Below are 18,255 nucleotides of genomic sequence, written 5' to 3'. Positions count from 1 at the left end.
GGTTTCAGTCGATGGCCTGGAAAATCGCCGCCGCCTCCGCGTGATCGGCGGCATGCTCGTAGAGGCGACCATAGCCCTCGGCGAGTTCGTCGTCATCGTAGCGGAAGGAAAGATGCGAGAAGGCGAAGAGCGTGGCGATGATCCCGGCGGCATCGCTTGAGACCTCGCCCTCGAAGCCGTTGCCTTCGCAGAACAGGCGGCAACGGGGCTTTGAGGTCGGCGCGAGATAGAGCGGCTGGCCGGCGCGTTCGTAGAAATCCCAGAGCCCGCCGCCGTAATCGCCGGGGCTGAGTATCTCCATGAAGCGAAAGACGGTATGCTCGCCGATGATGAGCAGGCGCCGGCCAAAAAGGCGCGGCAGGAAGTCCATGCGGCGCTCGTCGGGGACGCGGATTGCGGATTGGGAAGCAAGTTCGGGCAAAGCCATGATCGGTCTCCGAGAGGGAAAGGGGCACCTGCCGGACGACCCTCTCTCAACCCGTCCGGGGGCACCTGTTCCCGGCCCTCCTTTCGCTCTGGGGGCTTGAAGTGGACCATTATCTGGACCATCTTGTGCAGAATAGCGGAGAACATCTGGAGTGATATGCGATGAGGGTTTCTGTCACCGAGGCGAAGGGGCAGCTCACCGAACTGGTGAAGCGGGCCGAAGCCGGCGACGAGGTGATCCTGACGCGGCGGGGCCACGAGGTCGCCCGCCTCGTGCCGGTTGCCGTGGTGGCGACCCCGAAAGGCCGGCGCGCGCTGATGGAGCGGGTCCGGGCCACGGCGCGGGGCAAGGCATTGCCCGGCGCGGCTGCCGCGCGCAGCCAGGATTTCCTCTACGGGGATGACGGGATGCCGGCATGATCGCCGTCGATACCTCGGCGCTGATGGCCATCGTGCTGGACGAGCCGCAGGCCGAGACCTGCATGGTGGCGATCGAGGCGGCAGACGGCCTGCTGATCTCGGCCGGAACAGTGGCCGAGGCGCTGATCGTCGCCGGGCGGCGCAATGTCGGTGAAGAGATCGCCGCCCTGGTCGAGGGCCTTGGGTTCGAGGTGGTCTCCGTCACTGAAGCCTCGGCACGCAGGATCGCCGAAGCCTATGCCCGCTGGGGCAAGGGCGTTCATCCCGCCGGACTCAACTACGGGGATTGCTTCGCCTATGAGGTCGCCAGCGAACGCGGCTGCCCGTTGCTCTTCGTCGGCGACGACTTCTCACGGACGGACCTGCTGTCGGTTCTGTGAGGCAGCGCAGAAGGGTTTCAGCCGAAGCGCTTTCCATCAACTGTGAAGCTGTATTCGTTGGCAACGATGGCCTCATCGACCGCCTCATCCGAAGTCAGGTAGTCGTATTCGCGCTCAAGCTGGCGATAAAGCCAACGGGCGAGATCGCGCAATGCCTCCATGACGGTCTCCTCGGCATCGGCGGTCATGTCCTGCCAGGTCGGGCTGTCGCGGGTGACCGAGATCGCCATGCAGTATTCGTGATAGTATCGCCCCCGATGGGTCGCCTCGGCGGTCAACTGGTAGAAGTTGCGGCGTTGCGCCTGGTGCAGGGCATCCGCGATGCGGTGCAGCTCCACATCCTTCGGCGCATAGGTACGGATTTCCGCCGCCGTGCCTTTGCGATAGGAATAGTGGCCTTCGAACGCGGCGCCATCGCCCTGCGACCAGAAGCCCGTAAACCAGATGCAAGGCTCTTGTCGCACGCCGCCGCCCATGAGGCGGACGGTGCGGCTCTTGATGCGGATGCCGAGGATGTCCGCGATCCGCCGGAAATCCTCATAGACGGCATCGTACCAATCGTAGTCGAAGCCGCCCTCGCGATACCAGGCGCGGGCATTGTCTTTCGCGGCTTCGGAAAGCTCGTCGAGCCGATAGACCGTGGTTTCGATGACGTCAGGCATTGGGGTCGCCCCCGTCCAGAACGGTGGAAAGCCAACCGTCGGTGTAGATCCAGTCCACCGTCTCGCCGGTGGCGAGGTCGAGGACATGCGCGCCGCCCCCGAACCCGTCGATTCTCGGACGTGAGCAGGTATTGGCGTATTGCATCCCCCATAGCCCGGTCAGGCCGAACGCGGCGGCACAGCGTTTGACGAACTGGATGACATGCTCGGGATCGCCGGTGCCGTCATCGCGCATCCAGAGCTGGGTGCCGCCATGTTCGGGCTGGATCGAAAGCATGAAGCCGTCCGAGGGCGGATCTTCGGCGGCGTTTTCGCGCGCCAGCGCGTTGTAGAGATCAAGCGCGCGGGCGGCGTTCTCGGGGCTGCCCACGTCGAGCAGGCAGGAGAAATGGGTGAAGTAGTCGGCCATGTCAGGCTCCTGAAACGAGAAGGCCCGGCGCGGGGCCGGGCCTAGTGGATGGAAAGGGGCGACAGGTCAGGCAGCTTGTGGCAGCCGCAGCAGATCGGCAGTCGTCTCGCGCCAGAAGGGATCGACCAGCCGCGCCTCGAGCAGGCTGGCGCGGTGGCGGAGATCACGAGCCGATACCGCATCGCCGCGCCCGGATGCCGTGAAGGCCATGCCCCGCAGACGGCTGGCCTCCGTGACGGTGCGGCGAGCCTCGGCGTCGGAGGCGACCGGATGCTGCCAGAGCACGATCCCGGCCCGGACCTCACCGGCAAGGACAAGGCCCAGTTCGTTGTCCTGAATGACCATGACGCGGGGGCGAAAGCGCAGCGCATCGCCCTGTCCAACGCGGAAATCACCGCGCGCAACGCGCTGGCTGGCGATGATCAACGCCTCTTCGGGGGATTGGCACTGGCCGATGACGAGCGTGCGCTCGAAGCCGCCGACGTCATCGCTTTCGTCATCGCTGGCGATACCGATGCAGGAGATGCGCAGCGGCAGCTTCTGGGCATGACGCAGCCGGGGCAGGATCTGTCGCGCGACAATTTCGCCGATCGAGGCGAAAGTGGTGTGGTGGGAAAGGCTCATGGGGAATGCTCCGCGACGGACGGCGGAAGCCCCTCTCCCGCCTCACAATCCGTCACGGCCAACCGGCCCGCACTCTTACTCTCCCGTCCCGACGGTGGATCGTCCCGCACCTCGGCGGGACGATCCGGCGATCAGCACCAGGGCTCACGCCGCCCGGCCCAGGTTCTCGCCAGCCCTTCATCGACGAGAATATCGCCGACATCGCGGCCTTCGACGCGTATCGCCGCCAGGGTCCGGCCATAGCGGTCGGTCCCCTGACGCAGGATTTCGACCCGCCGACCTTGCAGGATTTCCGCCAGCCTGATCTTCGCTTGCCGGGCAAGGTCGGTTTCATGGATGCAGCGGCCCTCCATTTCGGGAGCGTCGATGTTGAATATCCGAACAGCTTCGGACTGCTGTCCCATACCCAGCCGGATCGAGTCACCGTCCCAGACGCGGATTTCCGCCGGTTCGCAGGAAGCCGTGCAGAGCAGGACGGAGATGACGATATGGCTGAGCATGGCAAGAGGCTTTCATAAGGGGGAGGCTGACGCGACTGCTCAGACTTCTTCCTGAAGTCGGCCATTGACGCAATGCGGATCGACCTCCGCCTCGATCCGCTGCGTCCGCCCCATCCAAGGCGCCGGGTGGATTGCCCGCGCCCAATCGGCGAAGGACGGGATACGGCCCAGATCCTCGCGGACATGCTGCTCCCCGACCCATCGGGCCGGGATCACCCTGCCGGTGGACAGGGTGATCGTCGCCCCGAAAATGGTCTCGGCCATGAAGATGCCCTCGGCATGGTGGCGAAGCGCGCGATGACGAAAATCGGCCAGGATCTCCTTGCTGGCATCGAACCAGCTATGGATGGGCAAGTAATCCTCGACCGTGCCGCCCCATTTCTTCACCGACGAGAGCGCATGATGATAGGGATGTGCCATTTCCACCCCCTCAGAACTCGTGACTGTAGAATTCGGTGGCGGTGTAGCGCTCGTTGTAGTCGAGCGTGATGGTGCGCGCCGCCACATCGAAGCTGAACTCGCCATAGGCGCCATCATTGTTCTCCCAGCCGCCATGGGTTTCCGAGAGGAAGTCATAGGCGAGCTGTTCGATGGCCGCCTCAACGCCCATTGAGATTGCGGTCACCTTGTCGGTTCCCCATGCCACCGTGGCAATGGTGATCTCGCCCTGCGGCAGGTCCACGGTCCGGTCGTCCGATTGCGCGGTGATGTCCTCGATCTGGCCGCTGTCGCCAGAACCGTCGAAGGTGACGGTCACGAGAGTGATGCCTGCGGCGGCCAGCGCATCGAACAGCGCCGTCTTGTTGTCGGGACGGACCGCTTCAGCGCGACGGTTGCGCTCATCGCGCTCGGCGAAGAAGCGCGCGACGCTGGCGGCCATGTCGAATTCCGGCGTGGCTGGTTTGTCGGTATCGGTCATTGGATGATCCTCCAGGAGAGCGGGATGATATGGCCCGGCGGCGCTCTCCTCTCCTTCCGCCAGGCTCGCCCCGATCCCGGCCCAACTCTCCCTTTCCAGAGCCGAGGCGAGGCCTCGGCACCGCCGCTGGCGATGCGCAGCCTGCGCATGGCACAAGGCCCGGCTGCGCCTGACGCGGGCCGGGCCGTCGGGCGGAGGCGCTTTCGCGCCTCAGCCGAAGGGATCGAGTTCGAGCTTCACCATCTCTTCGTCGCCGTCGAACTCGTCGGCGGGCATGGCGCCGTTATCCTGACTCTGTGTTCTGTCTTACCGCTGTGACGTTCGCAGCACACGATCAACGTTGACGACATTCCCCTTCGCTTGAGGTGAGGCGATGCGATTTTCCCGCCGGGACGGGCTCGAGCCCGTCCCGGCGGGAAAATCGCGGCCGAGGAGAACAGGATGCCCCAGCTCTTCTTCACGGATCTTTCGACGCTGCGGCAGTCTGTTACGGTTGATGGCGTCGTCCACAGGCTGTCGGTGGATGAAGTCGCAGCCGCCGAGAAGCTGAACCTCGTGGACGGCATGCCGTTCATTCTTGGCGATGACGACAGCTACGATCACGACCTGAACCGGTTCTTTCGAGCTTGCCCCACGTTGGGGGTTCGTTCGCCCAACAGCTTGCGCGCCTATGGTTGGGATATCCTGATCTGGATGCGCTTTCTTGCCGAGCGCCGAGACAACAGAGCCCTCTGGGCGGCTGATCGGCACGATGTCGCAGCCTTCCATGCGGCGCGACGTCTGGCGCTTCCTCCGGCGCGCATCTCGGCCGCGAGCTGGAACCGGTCGGTAGCAGCGCTCGACAAGCTTTACCGATGGGCTCTTGAAGAGGGAATGATCGCCAAATCGCCTTTCACCTATCGGCAATCATGGCGACGGACGAACGGCGGCGGGGCCATAGCGGTCGCTGCCAATGTTGCCACCGAGCGCGGCGCACGGACACGCGATATCCGGTTCCTTTCCCTGGATCGGTATCTCCTGTTTCGCGAGATCGGCTTGCGTGGTCGTCTTCCAGACGGGAGCGAGGATCCCACCTGGCAGGGCCGCAACAGCGAGCGCAATGCGTTGTTCGCCGAATTGCTCGTCACGACGGGCCTGCGGCTCCAGGAAGCGGCAAGTCTGCTCTGGATCGAGTTCCCGAGGACGGAGCCGGTCGGTGCATTGAGGAGCCGATCTTTCCGACTGGCGCCGGCCATTGCCAAGGGTAGCAAGGGGCGCGAGATCCGCTTGCCCGAGCGCGTGCTGAAGCGTCTGCATGAATACGCGGCGTTGGAACGGACCAATGTCCTCATGCGCCTTTCGCAACCGCGCAATAGGTCAATCGAACATCCGATCCGTGTCGTCAGCCACGATCGGGGAAGGCTCCTTCTGGAAAAGGACACAGTTCGAGCCAGTGTCGACGTGCTGGCGCCGCGCGAACGCAGCCGCTTGGTATGGGCGGAAACATCCGAACCATTGTGTCTTTGGCTGGCGGAAGGGGCGCGGCCCATGCCCCCGGCCGCTTGGGAGGTGGTCTTCCGGAGGGCAAGCGTACGGTGCAGGCGGTTCGGGATCGACCTCGACGTCACTCCGCACATGATGCGCCACACCTTTGCGGTTCATATGCTGTCGCTGCTCGTGCGTGAACAGATCGGATGGGTACTCGACGAACGCCGATCCCATATCGGCGCGGCGTACCGCCGCTTGATTGGCGATCCTCTTCTGAAGTTGCAGCGTTTGCTGGGCCATAGCCGCATCGAAAGCACTCACATCTACCTGGATTGCATGGAAGAAAGCCAGGAAATGATCGACGCTGCGGTCGAGGCCTGGGAACTGCGCGTTAATGCTGGTGGACCCCTGTGATGAAACGCGGTCGTCGTGCCACCTTCCCAGTTGGAATCGAATTGTTCGACACTCAAGAGGAAAATCCGCAAAATCCGCTCGTCTTCGTCCTTCGGACGGAAGATGCCGGGAGGATCGACGTCAATCTGTCTTCCTGGCCGCTGACGGCGCTGACCCATGAGGTTGCGCCATTCCTGCAGGAGTATCTCCACCGGATGGGGCCGGCACCACTCTGGAAAACCGCAGGCACCTTTATCCGCCGTCTGCGGCGGTTCTGGCTGTTCCTGGAAGGGGCGTCGGTAAAACCTCGTCGTCTCGACGACTTAACTCCGGCGGTAATCAATGCCTATGAGGACTGGCTGGAGCAGAACGGCGGCGAGCGACCCAATCAGCGCAATGTGCTCGGTGCTCTGATCGGGGTGCTGCGCGTCGCCGCCGAGCTCAATCCTGAAAGGCTTCCGCCCGAAACACTGTTGCGCCTGAAATACATCGGTCACGGCGAGCACGGCGTCTCAAAGCCGCGCGATGCCTACAGTGGGAGGATTGCCTCGACGTTGCTGCAGGCAGCGATGCGCCAGATCATCGAGGCTCGCGACCGGATAGCGACGGGCGAGGCTCTGCCTCCCCCACTTCTGGATGTAGGCCGTGATCCAGAATTGCGCCGTCGCTATGACCTAGTGGTCGAACAGATTGTGACGGCGGGAGTAGTCGCCGGGGAAGGCGCGCTGTTCGACAATCTGCGCTACCACGCTCATAGATGCGGGCTCGAGCCGCCTCCGGTCGAGGAACTGCATGCCGGCTTCCATCTGACCCGGTACGATGTCGTCGGCTTCCTCGTCTGGCTGTCCTTGACGACCGGCATGGAGATCGAAGCGCTGCGTGGGCTTGAGGCTGACTGCTTGCGCAATCCCAACCGGGGTTATGTCGAGATCGAGTATCGAAAGCGGCGCGCGCATCATGCCCAGTGGAAGCGCTTGCGTGTCCGCGATGGCGGACGGGAGACGCCCGGAGCCGTCCTGCGGCTGGCGATCAAGCTGACGGAAAAGGCTCGGCAGCACACTGGATCGAGCAAGCTCTGGATCACCTGGAAGCCGGGGCGCCTGTCGTCGCCGAAAAAGCTGGGGACCTGCGTGGCCGCGTTTGTCGAGAAGTACGGAATCGTCGATGACGCCGGAAAATCGCTGGCGCTCAATCTCTCCAGGCTGCGCAAGACCCAGAAGGCTGACTGGTATAAGCGGACCGGAGGGCAGTTGGAGAACTTTGCCGTCGGCCACACGGTAGCGGTGGCGGCCAACCATTATGCCGACATCCCCGCCCTTCGGCATCTGCATGAGCAGACGATAGTCGAGGCACTGACCGACGCGATGGCGCCGGCTCTGCGACCTTGGATCGTTGTGCCCGCGGATGAAGCCCGGCTGCGAACCTCAGCCGACGCGACCGGGCTGCCGGTGCCGTCGGAAAAGATCGGCCCGCTCCTGGACGGAGAGCAGGATCTTTGGCTGGCGGCGTGCAGCAACTTCCGCGTCAGCCCTTTCGGTCGGGAAGGCGAAGCCTGTCCGACGCCGTTCTGGGGGTGCCTGGAATGCTCCAACGCGGTCATTACCGCACGGAAACTACCGGCGCTGATCGCGTTCCAGGCGTTCATGGACGAGCTGCGGGAGGCGTTGCCTTCTGGCGACTGGAACGAGAAATTCGATCGGCCATACCGCAGGATCACGGAGCAAATTCTGCCGATGTTCCCGTCCTCCGTCGTCGGAGGCGCACGGGTTGAGGCGGCAGAATCCTCGGCGCGGTTGCTCTATCTTCCGCCGGAGGCTTACGGCTCATGACCACTACCTCTCCTTTGAACGATGAGCGTGCCGTCTCACGCCTCAGGGTCGATGACGACATCGTTTTGGCTTCGATGCCTCTCAGGGATGGTACCGACCGAGCGGCGCTCTCGCGGTTCGGCGATGATGTCTGGGATATGGCGCCGGCGATGTTCAACATGGCCAGAAAGGCCTTTCGAACGGTCGACTTCGGCGTGATCCCCTGCGCGGCAGAGCGGTTGCTTGCGAAGGAATACATCTATGCCTGGATGAATGAACGGCGCGCCGACGGTGAGCCGCGGTTGCGGCCAGTCTCCGGCCATACTGCGCTTGCGACGCTGCGCCGGTTCCTGGACTTCGTGCGCTCGCGGATCGGCAAGCTCGATCTGGCAAACGTCGATCAGGATTTGATCGATGCATACGCGACCCATCACCGGGCGCGGCCGATCACGCCGGGGCGCGTGGGTGTGTGCCTCAGGCCCATCGTCCAGCTTCATCGCCTGGCGCCCTATCTGACGTGCGGTGGCATCACCTTCACCCCGTGGCGCGGCCGACCGGTCTATCGGGCAACCGGCCAGGGAACGCGCTGTTCGGAAAACCGGACCGCGCGCATCCCGGAGCCGGTCATCGGCGCAATGCTGCGATGGGCCTTGAAATATGTCGAGCACCTCTGCGACGACATCTTCACTGCCCGGGCTGAAGCCGATGCACTGAACAGCCGGTTCGCAGCACGCTCGCGCGCCCGCCACACGCGGCCCGCGGTAATGCTGGCCTCCTGGATCGACAAGCGTCGCGAGGAAGGAAGAGGCATTCCTGTCTGGGAAAGACCTCTTTCGATCGGGGGGCTGACCGGCAGATTGTCGCGGGGCGGCAGGTTTGATGGCGAGGTCATCAATCTGAAGCTCCTGACGATGCAATGCGGGCTGCATCTCACCACCGTCCACAAAGATCCGGCCCTGTTGTCGATGGTTCATGATGCTGTCGACGAGCTTGGGTTCGAGGTGGGCGGGATGGACACGCCGATCTCCCCGGATCCCGACACGGGGCGACCGTGGCGGGAGCGCTTCGATGCCATCAGCCTGGCGCGGGAAGAACGGCACCTGCAGACGGCCGCCTATATCGTGTGTTGCTATCTGACGGGCATGCGCGACGGTGAGGTGCAGTCGCTGCGATCCGGCTGCCTGAAACGGAATCTCGACCGGGACGGGCGAACAGAAAGGCTGGCGATCGAGGGCGTGACCTGGAAGGATCGCGGCGCTCGCGGCGAACAGGTCGAATGGATCACCATCGAGGCCGCCGTCCAGGCGATCCGGGTTGCCGAGCGTCTTTCGGAACGATTCCGCCGGAATGCGGGGACAGAGCGGCTATGGCTTGCCCTTGACGACCGCGAGACGAACAATGCCGAGACGCCGATACTCATCGCCAAGAAGATCAACCAATTCCGAGAACATCTCGATGAGCGATATGGCGCGGACGATAGTCCTGTGATCCCCCGAGTGGGAGAAGACGTCTGGCGCTTCAACACCCGTCAGTTCAGGCGAACGCTGGCCTGGTACATCGCGAACCGGCCCTTCGGGGTTGTCGCCGGCAAAATCCAGTACAAGCACGCCTCCGTGGCCATGTTCAACGGCTATGCCGGCTCGTCCGCATCCGGCTTCAGGCAGGAGGTCGAACAGGAACTGGCGCTCGGACAACTCGACGACATCATCGACTACTTCGAAAACCATCGACGCGGTCACGGTCCAGGCGGACCCGCCGGTAAACGCGTCGGCGTGGAACTGGAGCGGGTCGGCCGCGAACTCGGCCCGCTTCCGGGGCAACTGGCCGATCGCAAGCGCCTGAAGGCGATGCTGGCGCATCTGGCGCGCACGCTGCATGTCGGATATCTGAACGACTGCTTCTTCGACCCATTGACGGCGCTCTGCCTGCGGGAGTCTGAGAAACCTTCAGCCTCGGTGCCGGTCCTGTCGCGATGCGCGCCCGACCGATGTCCCAACGCCTGCCTCGTCGAGCGACATCTCCCGCCATGGGAAGCCTCCATTGCACAGGCGGAGGATCTTCTCGCCGACAAGCGTCTCTCCCCGCTGCAACGCGAAGCGCTGCGCCTGGACAACGACAGAAAACGCAGGCTCATCGCGCCGTTGAAGGAACGCACATCATGAAGCCGGTCAGTGCAGCCACGGAACAGGCGCTTCGTGAGGCGATGGCGCGCCTCCTTTATGGGTGCCCCCGCGTGGCTGATGGCAGGCTGACGGTTGTGAATCTGGCCATCGAGGCAGGTGTCAGTCGCGCGACCGCGAACCGCGCTTCCGAGGTGCTGGAAGCCTTCCGCCATGCAGTTGCCGAGTCGAGAGCCCGGCGCAACGCGACGGATCGGCCGGCGGGGACGGCCCGGGCCGAACAGGAGCGGCGCGCCGTCGAAACCGTGCTCGCCCAGCATCGTCAAGTCCGCGCGCTGTGCCAGCTTATGGAACGGCGGCGCGATAACCGCACCGCCGACGTCATACCGATCATCGGCAGGAAACGCCCTTGACGCCGATTGTGCTCACCCGGCGCAGCAGGAGAGTTTGGCGATGTCCTTGCCGAACGAAAGTGCTGCGAGCTTCAGCCCCTCGACCGTGGTGAGGTAAGGAAAGATCGTGTCCGCGAGGTCATCGACGGTGAGACCCTGGCGGATCGCGAGAGCCGCGGTCTGAATGCTGTCGGCACCTTCCGGCGCGAGGATGTGGGCGCCGAGCAAACGACCGCCAGCAGCATCGGCCACGAGCTTGATAAGCCCACGAGTGTCGCGGGCGGCGAGTGCGCGCGGCACCTGATCGAGACCGATCGTCGAAACGCGGATCTCATGCCCGGCCGCACGCGCCGCCGCCTCGGTGAGACCTACGCTTGCGACCTGCGGATCGGTGAAGACGATAGCGGGCATGGCGCTGTTATCGTAGCGCAGGCTGTCGCCATTGAGGGCGTTCTTGGCGGCGAGCTTGGCGCCATAGGCGGCCATGTAGACGAACTGGTCGCGGCCGGTGACGTCGCCGGCGGCATAGACGCCAGCCTTGGTCGTGCGCATGCGGTCGTCGACCACGATGCCGCCCTTCGCCGAGACGGTGATCCCGTGCTCGGCCAGCCCAAGGCCTTCGATGTTGGGCGTGCGGCCCGTGGTGATCAGCACCTGATCGGCGTCGATCTGGACATCGTGACCGTCACGCGTGACGGTCAGTGACGCTCGGCCCTCGGTTTTGCGGATCGCGCGGTAAGCGATGCCGGAGATAACGGTGATGCCTTCATCCTCGAAATACCCCGTGAGCGCCGCGCCGATCTCGGGCTCGGCCTCGGGGAGCAGTCGGGACCGGCAGACGAGGGTCACCTTGACGCCGGCACGGGCGAACATCTGGGCGAGCTCCGCGCCGATATAACCGCCGCCGATCACCAGCAGCGATCGCGGCAGTTCCTCGAGGTCGAGCGCCGTCGTACTGGTGAGATACGGTACGGTCTCGAGGCCAGGAATAGCAGGAACTGCCGGCCGCGCGCCGGTTGCGATAATGATCTTGCCAGCGGCAATACGCGCGCCGTCAACTTCGACACCGCCGTCGAGGAGGCGAGCCGGCCCGTCGCGATAGGCGATACCATTGTACGCGGGGAGCAGGTCCGCGTATTTGGCCTGGCGCAGCCCAGACACGAGCGTGTCCTTCTGACGAACGGTTCCGCGCCAGTCTGTCAGTTCGGCTTCAGCAGTAATGCCGGCAAAACGTGCCGCCACGCGAGCGTTATGAAGCGTCTCGGCCGCGCGGATCAGGGTCTTCGACGGCACGCAGCCGACATTGACGCAGGTGCCGCCGATGGTGCCACTGCCGATGAGCGCCACCTGTGCGCCCTGATCGGCGGCCGTGATCGAGGCCGAGAAGCCGGCCGAGCCGGCGCCGATGACGACGAGATCGTAAGCGCCTCCATTGCGACCGTTTGTGCGCAAGGGTCGGTTGGCGACCACCAGGCTCTTCGACGCCACATCGAGACCAGCGAGGCTCGGCCCGAACAGAGCACGGCCGGCTTCCAGTCCTTCCTCGATCGACAGCCGGAAACCTGGCTCGTCGGTGGAACGTTCGTCGCGCCAGGCGGAAAGATGCTCGTCCGAGCAGAAAAAAGCGGTCGTCGCGCAGAGCGAGCTCGCGGCGCAGCCGCCTTCATAACGGACGCTCTGCCACATGACGGCCGACTGTGGCTCGACGTCGGCGAGTGCCCGCCCTCGGTCCTGCGTGGTGATCCGGATCAGTGCGCCGCAATGGCCGCAGGGCGAGGCGATCGCGGTGTCGCGATCGGTCATGGCACCGATGCCCAGCGCGTCGACCGCGCACATTGCATTCAGCGTGCGTCCGTCCAGAGTGACCCGATGGCCGGTGTTATGATCGCTGAACGGATAGGCGCCGACGATCAGCTCGCCATCGAGAACGACGAGGTCGCGCCGGCGGAGCTCGTCGAGCAGTGGCCGGATGACCATCTCACTGAGTTTTGTACGCTCCGCAAGCGCGCTTATGGTCGGGGCACCCCCGTGGTCGGCGTAGAGTCGGAGCAACGCAACACGCACCCTGTCGGTGGCGGGATCGTAACCGCTCCAGCGATTGAGCACGTGGTCGGACCCGACCATCGCCTGCAGAGCGTTCTTGACCACAGGCGACGTGACCGCCGACCAATCCGGAAACGTTACGCCCGGTCGAACGGCAAAGCTCGCCAGTGTCGCGGGCTGAGAAACGGCCGGGTTGTCCCGGGAGGAGGTTGCACAGCAATCGTTCATGGCTTCACGCCTTCCTTGCGAATCTTCGTCTCATAGGCCGTGGCTCTTGCCCGGCGATGATGGGGCCCCCACGCGCCGAAGCCGAAGCCCGCGACGATCAGGGGAAGCACCACTGCACCCACACCTGTCAGCCACGTGCCAAGACCCGCCAGAGACAGGCCGACGGCGAGGAGCGGCGCCGCGCAGCAGATCGCGGCGAGGACGGCGCCAACGGCACCTGCGCGGATTACGGCGCGATCAGTCATCTAGCTGCCTTGCTGCGTCGGGTGGGCCGGATAACCAGCATTCATGCTGGCGGCTGCGATGGCATCGGTGCTCGTCTTAGCGTCGTCGAAGGTCACGGTCGCGGACTTCGCCTCGAAGGAGACGGTCACCTTCGCGACACCGGGGATTGCCGCCATCGTGGTCTTCACGATGTAGGGGCACGAGGCGCAGGTCATGTTGTCGACGGCAAACGTCACAGTGCGTTCGGCGGCGAAGGCGGCAGGCGCAGTCATCACCGACGCGATCAAAGTGAAAGCGCTCAAACTCTTCCTCATGGGGTAGTCTCCTCTTGGTGTCAGGCGGAAAGCAGCAGCGGCGCGACGTAGTCGAAGGCGAAAGCAGCGGCGACGAGTACGGTCGCGAACCAGAGCGCGATCTGAACGAGGCGGCTGGGGACGGCGCGCGTGCAGGCAGCCCCATCGGCACAGGCCTGTCGCGGCTTCCAGTAGACAAGGTAGAAGCCGTAGCCGAGCATGCCCGCCGTTGCGGCGACAAACAGTGGCTTGTAGGGCGCAAGCGCCGTCAGATTGCCGATCCAGGCGCCGCCGATGCCGAGGCTGAACAGGACGAGCGGAATGATGCAACAGGACGAGGCGGCGATGGCGCCGAGTATGCCGCCGACGGCGACCAGGCGCTGTCGCCCGGCCTCGCTTCGCTCTGGCGTCGTCAGGTTTGCCGCAGTCGGTGCAACGTCTGCTGGTCCGTGTCGGGATGCATTCATGTTCGACCTCGCTCTTCTTGTCGAAAACCTATCCAGGCGCTAATGTGCGGTCTGTAGCAACTACAGGGTCAAGGGGTATTTTTGGATGCGCGATCACGCTGGCGTGAAAGGCCTCAAGCGCGCCGAACTCGCACAGCGCACAGGGTGCAATCTGGAGACGGTCCGCTATTACGAGAAGGTCGGCCTCCTGCCGGAGCCGCCGCGCACGGCGAGCGGCTATCGCAGCTACGACAGCACCCACGAGCGACGGCTTCGCTTCGTCTTGCGGGCGCGCGAGCTCGGCTTCTCCCTCGATGAAGTCCGTGAACTGCTGCGCCTCGTCGACGAGCGCGACCAGCCCTGCGCCGAGGCAAGCGCCGTTGCCGCCGCGCATCTCGACGACGTGCGTGAAAAGATCGCCGACCTGAAACGCATGGAGCGAGTGCTGAAGGACGTGGTGGCCCAATGCACAGAAGGCAATCGGCGGGAATGTCCGCTGATCGAGACGCTGTTCCGGGAGCCGGCGAGCTCAGCGAAATGCCAGTGAGACAGCTTGACTGTTCAGATAAACGCCGTGGGTGCCGTCCCCGGCCTGGAACACGACGATCACGACCATCAGCGTGGTGGCGAGGCTGGCGGCGAAAGCGGTGGCATCTGCGTAGGACATGGGTTCCGGCTCCTGTCTTTGGAGGCGGGGGACCATCCCCCGCGCGACAGGCGCCCGAAGTGTCTGACCGGATCTGCAATCACCCTCGGGCGTTCGGATTCTTTCCGAATCCCCGAGGGCGGCACGCGCGCGTAAGCCGACCCCACCGGGGTTGAATGCAAAGAGACGGTCGGACCAAGGTTAGCGAATGGAAGCGGGGGATGGTGCTTTGCGTCGAGCCGGTGCCGGAAACCCGTCGCAGATGCTTTGCTGCGCCAGCCTCGTTGCCGGCGGATATTCAGGGTGTGTTTCAGGCCGGGGACGGAACCCGTTGCCCCCACAACACCAAGGAGTTGGCGCAATGGTGAAGCTCGAACTCGATCCATCGCTGCTTGTGCAGCGATACCCGATAGCCCCGTGTGCAAGGTTCGGCTTTCAGGGCCGGTCAGTCCCAGAACCCATCGGCGATTTCGCGGGCGATCATGGCGCGGGCCTTCATCATCACATCGTCGCCGGAGGTGTCGATATGACCGAAAAAGCGCGTCCGGGCGCCATGGGCCGTCCAGTCGGCATAGCGGCAGTATTCGCGGGCATCGAGCCGGAAGGCGCACATGTCCTCGGCCCAATGCGGTTTCGGTTCCACGATGACGGTGACGCCGTTGCGGGTTTCCTCCCAGGGAAGCGAGCGCTCCGATGGCGGATTGCGGCGGTCATCGGCGAAGATTTCATCGACCGTCATCATGATGCGCCCCCATCTTCGGCCTTCTCGACAAAGCCGGCAGGATCGTCGGGATCCGGCGGCAGATAGGCGTCATAGGGGTTGCCGCTTGCGAGATGGCCGAACGGCGTGAAGACGTAATCACCCCCGTCGCGGCCGACCGCGCACAGGACATAGCGTGTCTCACGGGTCGCGGCGTCGAGGCATTCCATAAGGGCGAGATTGCCGTCATCGGCAGCACGAAGCAGAGTGTCGAAGTTCGTTCGAACGGGATCGGGAATGGCCATTGTGTTCTCCTGAAACGAAGAAGGCCCGCCGTCACGGGACAAGCGGGCCGGATGAACGGGATCGGCGATGGTCACGCGGCAGCTCGACCCTCGACGGCATCGGCGCCTGCCTCGTCGGCGGTGATCTCCTCGAGGCGCGCGCGGCTGTAGCCGTTCCTGGCTAGCCAGAGTTCGGCCGCCTCGTGGTTCTCCGCGAGGTGCAGCAATTCGACGTTCTCTCCGACATCCTGCACAACACGGACCTGACCGATCTTCGGGCGTTCGACAACCCGGAAGCTCAGATCGCTGTCGATGCCGTAGCTGCGCATGATGGTGATGAGGATGATGCCGCCTTCGCCGAAATCACCCTCATGCAGGGTGAAGGACGGCGGCGTCGTGTAGGTCGGGCGCTCGCGGCCCGGTTCCTTGCGCACGAGGCGACCGGCCCCGTTGCGGGATTTCCACGCGGCGAGCTTCTTGGTGAAACGTGCGGGCGGTTTCGGCTGGCCGTCGCTATAGGCCACGAGCGAGCCGAGAGGCGCAATGTCGAAAATGAGGGAAGCGGACATGATCTTGCTCCTGAAACGAAAGCGGCCCGGCGAGATGCCGGGCCTTCAGATGGAAGGGATGGAATGCGGGGCGGCGGAGGCCGCCCCGCTGCTGCGCGTCACTCGGCGGCGACGAGGGCCTCTGGATCGTCGGCGGCCTCGGCCGTGTCCTCATGGCCACCGGCGAGGAAGTCGGGCAGCGCCACGCTGTCCTCGTCCTGATCGGTCGCGCCATCCACGGCCTGCGCCTCGATGGCGGGGCGCAGCGGCTCCGGCAGCCAGCCGGTATCGGCCAGGAGCCGTTCGGCCTCCTTCGCCATATCGCCCTTCTTGAGATGCGCGATGAGATCGGCCGCGCGATCGCCGGCGCCCTCGCGCACCGCCTCGATGATGCGGGTCTTGGTCACGCGACCCAGGTAGTTCTCGACCGTGGGCCTCCAGCCCGCTTCGACGAGATCGAGGCCGGTGGCCTGTGCCAGCCGTTCGGCCTCGGCCATGCGGCGGTCGAGACCGTGCTGCGAGATGCCATTCCCCGAATAGGGGTTGGGCCGCTCGTAAAGCGCGTTGACCCCGAAACTGACGCAATGGGCGAGCAGCGCCAGGCGGCTGGCATCGTCGAGACCGTCGATCCAGTCCCAGAGCCGGTCGTCATCGCCAGCGGGGATGTCGCCCCGCCAGGCGTCCGCGCGCTCGTCGATCATCTTCGCGGCGGCGCTGTCAGCGAGCCCGGTCGCATCCGTGGGAAGATAGATGTGACGCACGGCGGCATAGAGGCTGGTTCCCGAGGTGGCGGTGCGCTCGAAAGTATCGAGAACCAGCTTGTGCAGCAGCGCCGTCATGGCGACGCGCGGATTCTCGGCAAGCGCATTGCGCAACGCCAGCGTCCGCCAGGCGGTCAGGTCGGTCACCAGCCGCTCGGGCAGCGGCTTGACGGCATCGTCCTCCTCTTCATCGCCGTCCGGGACCGGCTCGCCGCCGACGGTGATAACCGCGCGCTGCACCGCATCGGGATCGGACGGGTCGGCACCTTCGCCCGCATCCTCACCATCGACGCTCTCGGGTTGTTCGTCCTCGGGGCGGACATAACCGGGACTGACGATCAACTCGCCATCGCGGTCGATGCTGACGAAAACACCGGCACGGGCGATGTCTTCCGGCGCGAAGGTGACGGGCCGGTTCTCGAAGCCTTCCAACTCGGCTTCGATCTCCCCGAGCCGCTGGTCGATCTCATCGGGCAGGTCGTCGGCTTCTGCATACTGCGCTTCGAGTTCGTCATACTCGTCGCGCAGCGCCTCGCGGGCGGTGCGCTCCTCGTCGGTCAGCTCCTGGGTCACACCGACCAGCCTGCGCAGGCCGTTGGCGTAGCCGTAGGGAAGTTCGACTGCCGCGTCGATCCACTTCCAGCCCTGTCCGGCGATCTCGTCGGCGACAGTGCGCAGCTTATCGTCAACCAGGCGGTCGAGCAGCGTGACGTCCTGCAACCAACCGCCGTTCTCGTCGGAGAAGAGATCGCGCAGCACCGGGCCGCCCGCCGCCTCATAGGCGTCGATGCCGATGAAGCGGGCGCGCTTGTCGGCAGCCGGAACCGTGGTCTCGGTCAGCAGGCTGCGGATGTGCCAGGGCTCTTTCTGCCACGACGTGCTGATCCGCTCCCAGACCTGCTGCTGGCGCTCGTGGTCGGGATTGACGGTGAAGGCTTCCAGCATCGCCAGCGTCATCTCATTCCGCGCATAGGCGTCGTGCAGCGCCGGCGCGACCGTCGCGAGACGAAGGCGCTGCATGATGTAGCGCGGCGTGGTCCGCCAGGCGTCGGCGATCTCCTCCTTCGACATGCCCATGTCGAACATCCGCTTGAACGCCTTGAACTGGTCGAGCGGATGCAGGGCGAGGCGCAGCAGGTTCTCGGCCAGCGAGTCGTCGACTGCCGAGGTCTTGGCATCGGCCTTCTTGACGATGCAGGGGACGAGGCCATCGGCCGGGAAGCGACCGGCTTCGACGAGGCGCGCGATGGACCTGTAGCGGCGGCCGCCGGCCGGGGTCTCGAAATCGCCGGTCTCAACGCCGTCCGCGTCGAGGATGGCGCGAACGTTGAGGCCCTGCACGAGATCCTCGCGCCGGTCGATGTCATGGGTAAGTTCGTCCAGACCCGCCTCGACGTCAGCCTCGCGAACATTGCTGTCCGACAGCCTGATCCGGTTGAACGGAATGTCGCGCGCCCGTGAAAAGACGATCATCGGGGCGACGGGCTTCTTCCTGGCAGCTTTGGCCATGGTGATTTCTCCGCGACGGGCGGCCGGGAGCCACTCTCTCGACCTCCAACCC

Annotated in this window: 23 protein-coding genes; 7 read left to right on the top strand and 16 right to left on the bottom strand. The window is 64.7% G+C overall.

Annotation, left to right across the window (positions count from 1 at the left end; all coding sequences use genetic code 11):
- Nucleotides 1-4: 4 nt before the first annotated feature.
- Complete coding sequence (locus J9800_RS21140; RefSeq protein ID WP_012092616.1) at nucleotides 5-427, bottom strand: antirestriction protein; 423 nt, start codon at nucleotides 425-427, stop codon at nucleotides 5-7.
- A gap of 161 nt (nucleotides 428-588) precedes the next feature.
- On the opposite strand from J9800_RS21140, the gene J9800_RS21135 reads away from it, so the two are divergent.
- The gene (locus J9800_RS21135) at nucleotides 589-846 is read left to right on the top strand and encodes a type II toxin-antitoxin system Phd/YefM family antitoxin (RefSeq protein ID WP_028034381.1); all 258 of its coding nucleotides are present in this window, start codon (nucleotides 589-591) and stop codon (nucleotides 844-846) included.
- Entirely contained in the window at nucleotides 843-1,226 is a 384-nt protein-coding gene (locus J9800_RS21130; RefSeq protein WP_012092614.1) for a type II toxin-antitoxin system VapC family toxin, read from the top strand. Before J9800_RS21135 ends, J9800_RS21130 begins: the two co-directional genes overlap by 4 nt.
- 17 nt (nucleotides 1,227-1,243) lie before the next feature.
- Here the strand turns inward: J9800_RS21130 and J9800_RS21125 are convergent, their stop codons facing one another.
- From J9800_RS21125 to J9800_RS21100, 6 genes are all read right to left on the bottom strand, one after another.
- The gene (locus J9800_RS21125) at nucleotides 1,244-1,888 is read right to left on the bottom strand and encodes a DUF8835 domain-containing pootine (RefSeq protein WP_012092613.1); all 645 of its coding nucleotides are present in this window, start codon (nucleotides 1,886-1,888) and stop codon (nucleotides 1,244-1,246) included.
- On the bottom strand, nucleotides 1,881-2,297 hold the full coding sequence (locus J9800_RS21120; RefSeq protein ID WP_012092612.1) for a hypothetical protein: 417 nt from the start codon (nucleotides 2,295-2,297) through the stop codon (nucleotides 1,881-1,883). Before J9800_RS21120 ends, J9800_RS21125 begins: the two co-directional genes overlap by 8 nt.
- Nucleotides 2,298-2,363: 66 nt before the next feature.
- On the bottom strand, nucleotides 2,364-2,921 hold the full coding sequence (locus J9800_RS21115) for a hypothetical protein (RefSeq protein ID WP_012092611.1): 558 nt from the start codon (nucleotides 2,919-2,921) through the stop codon (nucleotides 2,364-2,366).
- Nucleotides 2,922-3,052: 131 nt separating this feature from the next.
- On the bottom strand, nucleotides 3,053-3,421 hold the full coding sequence (locus J9800_RS21110) for a thermonuclease family protein (RefSeq protein ID WP_012092610.1): 369 nt from the start codon (nucleotides 3,419-3,421) through the stop codon (nucleotides 3,053-3,055).
- A gap of 39 nt (nucleotides 3,422-3,460) precedes the next feature.
- Nucleotides 3,461-3,841: a DUF6915 family protein gene (locus J9800_RS21105; protein WP_012092609.1), complete on the bottom strand. Its 381-nt coding sequence runs from the start codon at nucleotides 3,839-3,841 to the stop codon at nucleotides 3,461-3,463.
- 10 nt (nucleotides 3,842-3,851) lie between these two features.
- Complete coding sequence (locus J9800_RS21100; protein ID WP_012092608.1) at nucleotides 3,852-4,340, bottom strand: DUF6878 family protein; 489 nt, start codon at nucleotides 4,338-4,340, stop codon at nucleotides 3,852-3,854.
- Nucleotides 4,341-4,781: 441 nt separating this feature from the next.
- Here J9800_RS21100 and J9800_RS21095 point away from each other — a divergent pair, with 441 nt between their 5' ends.
- The 4 genes from J9800_RS21095 to J9800_RS21080 are packed head-to-tail and all read left to right on the top strand — an operon-like array spanning nucleotide 4,782 to nucleotide 10,541.
- Nucleotides 4,782-6,221, top strand: a complete 1,440-nt coding sequence (locus J9800_RS21095) for a tyrosine-type recombinase/integrase (protein ID WP_012092607.1) — start codon at nucleotides 4,782-4,784, stop codon at nucleotides 6,219-6,221.
- On the top strand, nucleotides 6,221-8,029 hold the full coding sequence (locus J9800_RS21090) for a site-specific integrase (RefSeq protein WP_012092606.1): 1,809 nt from the start codon (nucleotides 6,221-6,223) through the stop codon (nucleotides 8,027-8,029). The genes J9800_RS21095 and J9800_RS21090 overlap by 1 nt, the downstream gene beginning before the upstream one ends.
- Nucleotides 8,026-10,170: a hypothetical protein gene (locus J9800_RS21085; RefSeq protein WP_015647726.1), complete on the top strand. Its 2,145-nt coding sequence runs from the start codon at nucleotides 8,026-8,028 to the stop codon at nucleotides 10,168-10,170. Before J9800_RS21090 ends, J9800_RS21085 begins: the two co-directional genes overlap by 4 nt.
- On the top strand, nucleotides 10,167-10,541 hold the full coding sequence (locus tag J9800_RS21080; protein WP_012092604.1) for a hypothetical protein: 375 nt from the start codon (nucleotides 10,167-10,169) through the stop codon (nucleotides 10,539-10,541). The genes J9800_RS21085 and J9800_RS21080 overlap by 4 nt, the downstream gene beginning before the upstream one ends.
- Nucleotides 10,542-10,553: 12 nt before the next feature.
- Here the strand turns inward: J9800_RS21080 and merBA are convergent, their stop codons facing one another.
- From merBA to J9800_RS21060, 4 genes are read right to left on the bottom strand one after another with little or no spacing between them, the layout of a single operon-like run.
- Nucleotides 10,554-12,791: a bifunctional organomercurial lyase/mercury(II) reductase MerBA gene (merBA, locus tag J9800_RS21075; protein WP_012092603.1), complete on the bottom strand. Its 2,238-nt coding sequence runs from the start codon at nucleotides 12,789-12,791 to the stop codon at nucleotides 10,554-10,556.
- Nucleotides 12,788-13,036, bottom strand: a complete 249-nt coding sequence (locus J9800_RS21070; protein WP_012092602.1) for a hypothetical protein — start codon at nucleotides 13,034-13,036, stop codon at nucleotides 12,788-12,790. The genes merBA and J9800_RS21070 overlap by 4 nt, the downstream gene beginning before the upstream one ends.
- The gene (locus J9800_RS21065) at nucleotides 13,037-13,330 is read right to left on the bottom strand and encodes a heavy-metal-associated domain-containing protein (protein ID WP_012092601.1); all 294 of its coding nucleotides are present in this window, start codon (nucleotides 13,328-13,330) and stop codon (nucleotides 13,037-13,039) included. It lies immediately after the preceding gene.
- A gap of 20 nt (nucleotides 13,331-13,350) precedes the next feature.
- On the bottom strand, nucleotides 13,351-13,776 hold the full coding sequence (locus J9800_RS21060; protein WP_012092600.1) for a mercuric transporter MerT family protein: 426 nt from the start codon (nucleotides 13,774-13,776) through the stop codon (nucleotides 13,351-13,353).
- Between the two features lie 85 nt (nucleotides 13,777-13,861).
- Between J9800_RS21060 and J9800_RS21055 the strand changes: the two genes are divergently transcribed.
- On the top strand, nucleotides 13,862-14,302 hold the full coding sequence (locus J9800_RS21055; RefSeq protein WP_012092599.1) for a MerR family transcriptional regulator: 441 nt from the start codon (nucleotides 13,862-13,864) through the stop codon (nucleotides 14,300-14,302).
- On the opposite strand, the gene J9800_RS21050 is transcribed toward J9800_RS21055, so the two are convergent.
- The 5 genes from J9800_RS21050 to J9800_RS21030 all read right to left on the bottom strand — a co-directional run bounded on the left by J9800_RS21050 (nucleotide 14,285) and on the right by J9800_RS21030 (nucleotide 18,203).
- Complete coding sequence (locus J9800_RS21050; RefSeq protein WP_166436082.1) at nucleotides 14,285-14,422, bottom strand: hypothetical protein; 138 nt, start codon at nucleotides 14,420-14,422, stop codon at nucleotides 14,285-14,287. The two genes, J9800_RS21055 and J9800_RS21050, sit on opposite strands and share 18 nt — an antisense overlap.
- Before the next feature lie 424 nt (nucleotides 14,423-14,846).
- On the bottom strand, nucleotides 14,847-15,143 hold the full coding sequence (locus J9800_RS21045; RefSeq protein WP_210845925.1) for a hypothetical protein: 297 nt from the start codon (nucleotides 15,141-15,143) through the stop codon (nucleotides 14,847-14,849).
- Nucleotides 15,140-15,406, bottom strand: a complete 267-nt coding sequence (locus J9800_RS21040) for a DUF6117 family protein (protein ID WP_012092596.1) — start codon at nucleotides 15,404-15,406, stop codon at nucleotides 15,140-15,142. The genes J9800_RS21045 and J9800_RS21040 overlap by 4 nt, the downstream gene beginning before the upstream one ends.
- A gap of 71 nt (nucleotides 15,407-15,477) precedes the next feature.
- Entirely contained in the window at nucleotides 15,478-15,954 is a 477-nt protein-coding gene (locus J9800_RS21035) for a UCP036055 family protein (protein ID WP_012092595.1), read from the bottom strand.
- 98 nt (nucleotides 15,955-16,052) lie between these two features.
- Entirely contained in the window at nucleotides 16,053-18,203 is a 2,151-nt protein-coding gene (locus J9800_RS21030; RefSeq protein WP_012092594.1) for a ParB/RepB/Spo0J family partition protein, read from the bottom strand.
- Nucleotides 18,204-18,255 lie beyond the last annotated feature (52 nt).

This window comes from Ochrobactrum sp. AP1BH01-1, assembly GCF_018066705.1.
Classification (GTDB): Bacteria; Pseudomonadota; Alphaproteobacteria; order Rhizobiales; family Rhizobiaceae; genus Brucella.
Note: the sequence above shows the minus strand (reverse complement) of the source record. Positions and strands in the feature narration are given on the sequence as shown.

Bases quoted from the DNA above. Each gene is read 5' to 3' on its own strand.
- J9800_RS21120 (WP_012092612.1), bottom strand. From the start codon at position 2,297: ATGGCCGACTACTTCACCCATTTCTCCTGCCTGCTCGACGTGGGCAGC.
- J9800_RS21055 (WP_012092599.1), top strand. From the start codon at position 13,862: ATGCGCGATCACGCTGGCGTGAAAGGCCTCAAGCGCGCCGAACTCGCA.
- J9800_RS21135 (WP_028034381.1), top strand. From the start codon at position 589: ATGAGGGTTTCTGTCACCGAGGCGAAGGGGCAGCTCACCGAACTGGTG.
- J9800_RS21105 (WP_012092609.1), bottom strand. From the start codon at position 3,841: ATGGCACATCCCTATCATCATGCGCTCTCGTCGGTGAAGAAATGGGGC.
- J9800_RS21100 (WP_012092608.1), bottom strand. From the start codon at position 4,340: ATGACCGATACCGACAAACCAGCCACGCCGGAATTCGACATGGCCGCC.
- J9800_RS21115 (WP_012092611.1), bottom strand. From the start codon at position 2,921: ATGAGCCTTTCCCACCACACCACTTTCGCCTCGATCGGCGAAATTGTC.
- J9800_RS21065 (WP_012092601.1), bottom strand. From the start codon at position 13,330: ATGAGGAAGAGTTTGAGCGCTTTCACTTTGATCGCGTCGGTGATGACT.
- J9800_RS21070 (WP_012092602.1), bottom strand. From the start codon at position 13,036: ATGACTGATCGCGCCGTAATCCGCGCAGGTGCCGTTGGCGCCGTCCTC.
- J9800_RS21140 (WP_012092616.1), bottom strand. From the start codon at position 427: ATGGCTTTGCCCGAACTTGCTTCCCAATCCGCAATCCGCGTCCCCGAC.
- J9800_RS21080 (WP_012092604.1), top strand. From the start codon at position 10,167: ATGAAGCCGGTCAGTGCAGCCACGGAACAGGCGCTTCGTGAGGCGATG.
- J9800_RS21030 (WP_012092594.1), bottom strand. From the start codon at position 18,203: ATGGCCAAAGCTGCCAGGAAGAAGCCCGTCGCCCCGATGATCGTCTTT.
- J9800_RS21040 (WP_012092596.1), bottom strand. From the start codon at position 15,406: ATGGCCATTCCCGATCCCGTTCGAACGAACTTCGACACTCTGCTTCGT.
- J9800_RS21060 (WP_012092600.1), bottom strand. From the start codon at position 13,776: ATGAATGCATCCCGACACGGACCAGCAGACGTTGCACCGACTGCGGCA.
- J9800_RS21095 (WP_012092607.1), top strand. From the start codon at position 4,782: ATGCCCCAGCTCTTCTTCACGGATCTTTCGACGCTGCGGCAGTCTGTT.
- merBA (WP_012092603.1), bottom strand. From the start codon at position 12,791: ATGAACGATTGCTGTGCAACCTCCTCCCGGGACAACCCGGCCGTTTCT.
- J9800_RS21090 (WP_012092606.1), top strand. From the start codon at position 6,221: ATGAAACGCGGTCGTCGTGCCACCTTCCCAGTTGGAATCGAATTGTTC.
- J9800_RS21045 (WP_210845925.1), bottom strand. From the start codon at position 15,143: ATGATGACGGTCGATGAAATCTTCGCCGATGACCGCCGCAATCCGCCA.
- J9800_RS21130 (WP_012092614.1), top strand. From the start codon at position 843: ATGATCGCCGTCGATACCTCGGCGCTGATGGCCATCGTGCTGGACGAG.
- J9800_RS21035 (WP_012092595.1), bottom strand. From the start codon at position 15,954: ATGTCCGCTTCCCTCATTTTCGACATTGCGCCTCTCGGCTCGCTCGTG.
- J9800_RS21125 (WP_012092613.1), bottom strand. From the start codon at position 1,888: ATGCCTGACGTCATCGAAACCACGGTCTATCGGCTCGACGAGCTTTCC.
- J9800_RS21085 (WP_015647726.1), top strand. From the start codon at position 8,026: ATGACCACTACCTCTCCTTTGAACGATGAGCGTGCCGTCTCACGCCTC.
- J9800_RS21110 (WP_012092610.1), bottom strand. From the start codon at position 3,421: ATGCTCAGCCATATCGTCATCTCCGTCCTGCTCTGCACGGCTTCCTGC.
- J9800_RS21050 (WP_166436082.1), bottom strand. From the start codon at position 14,422: ATGTCCTACGCAGATGCCACCGCTTTCGCCGCCAGCCTCGCCACCACG.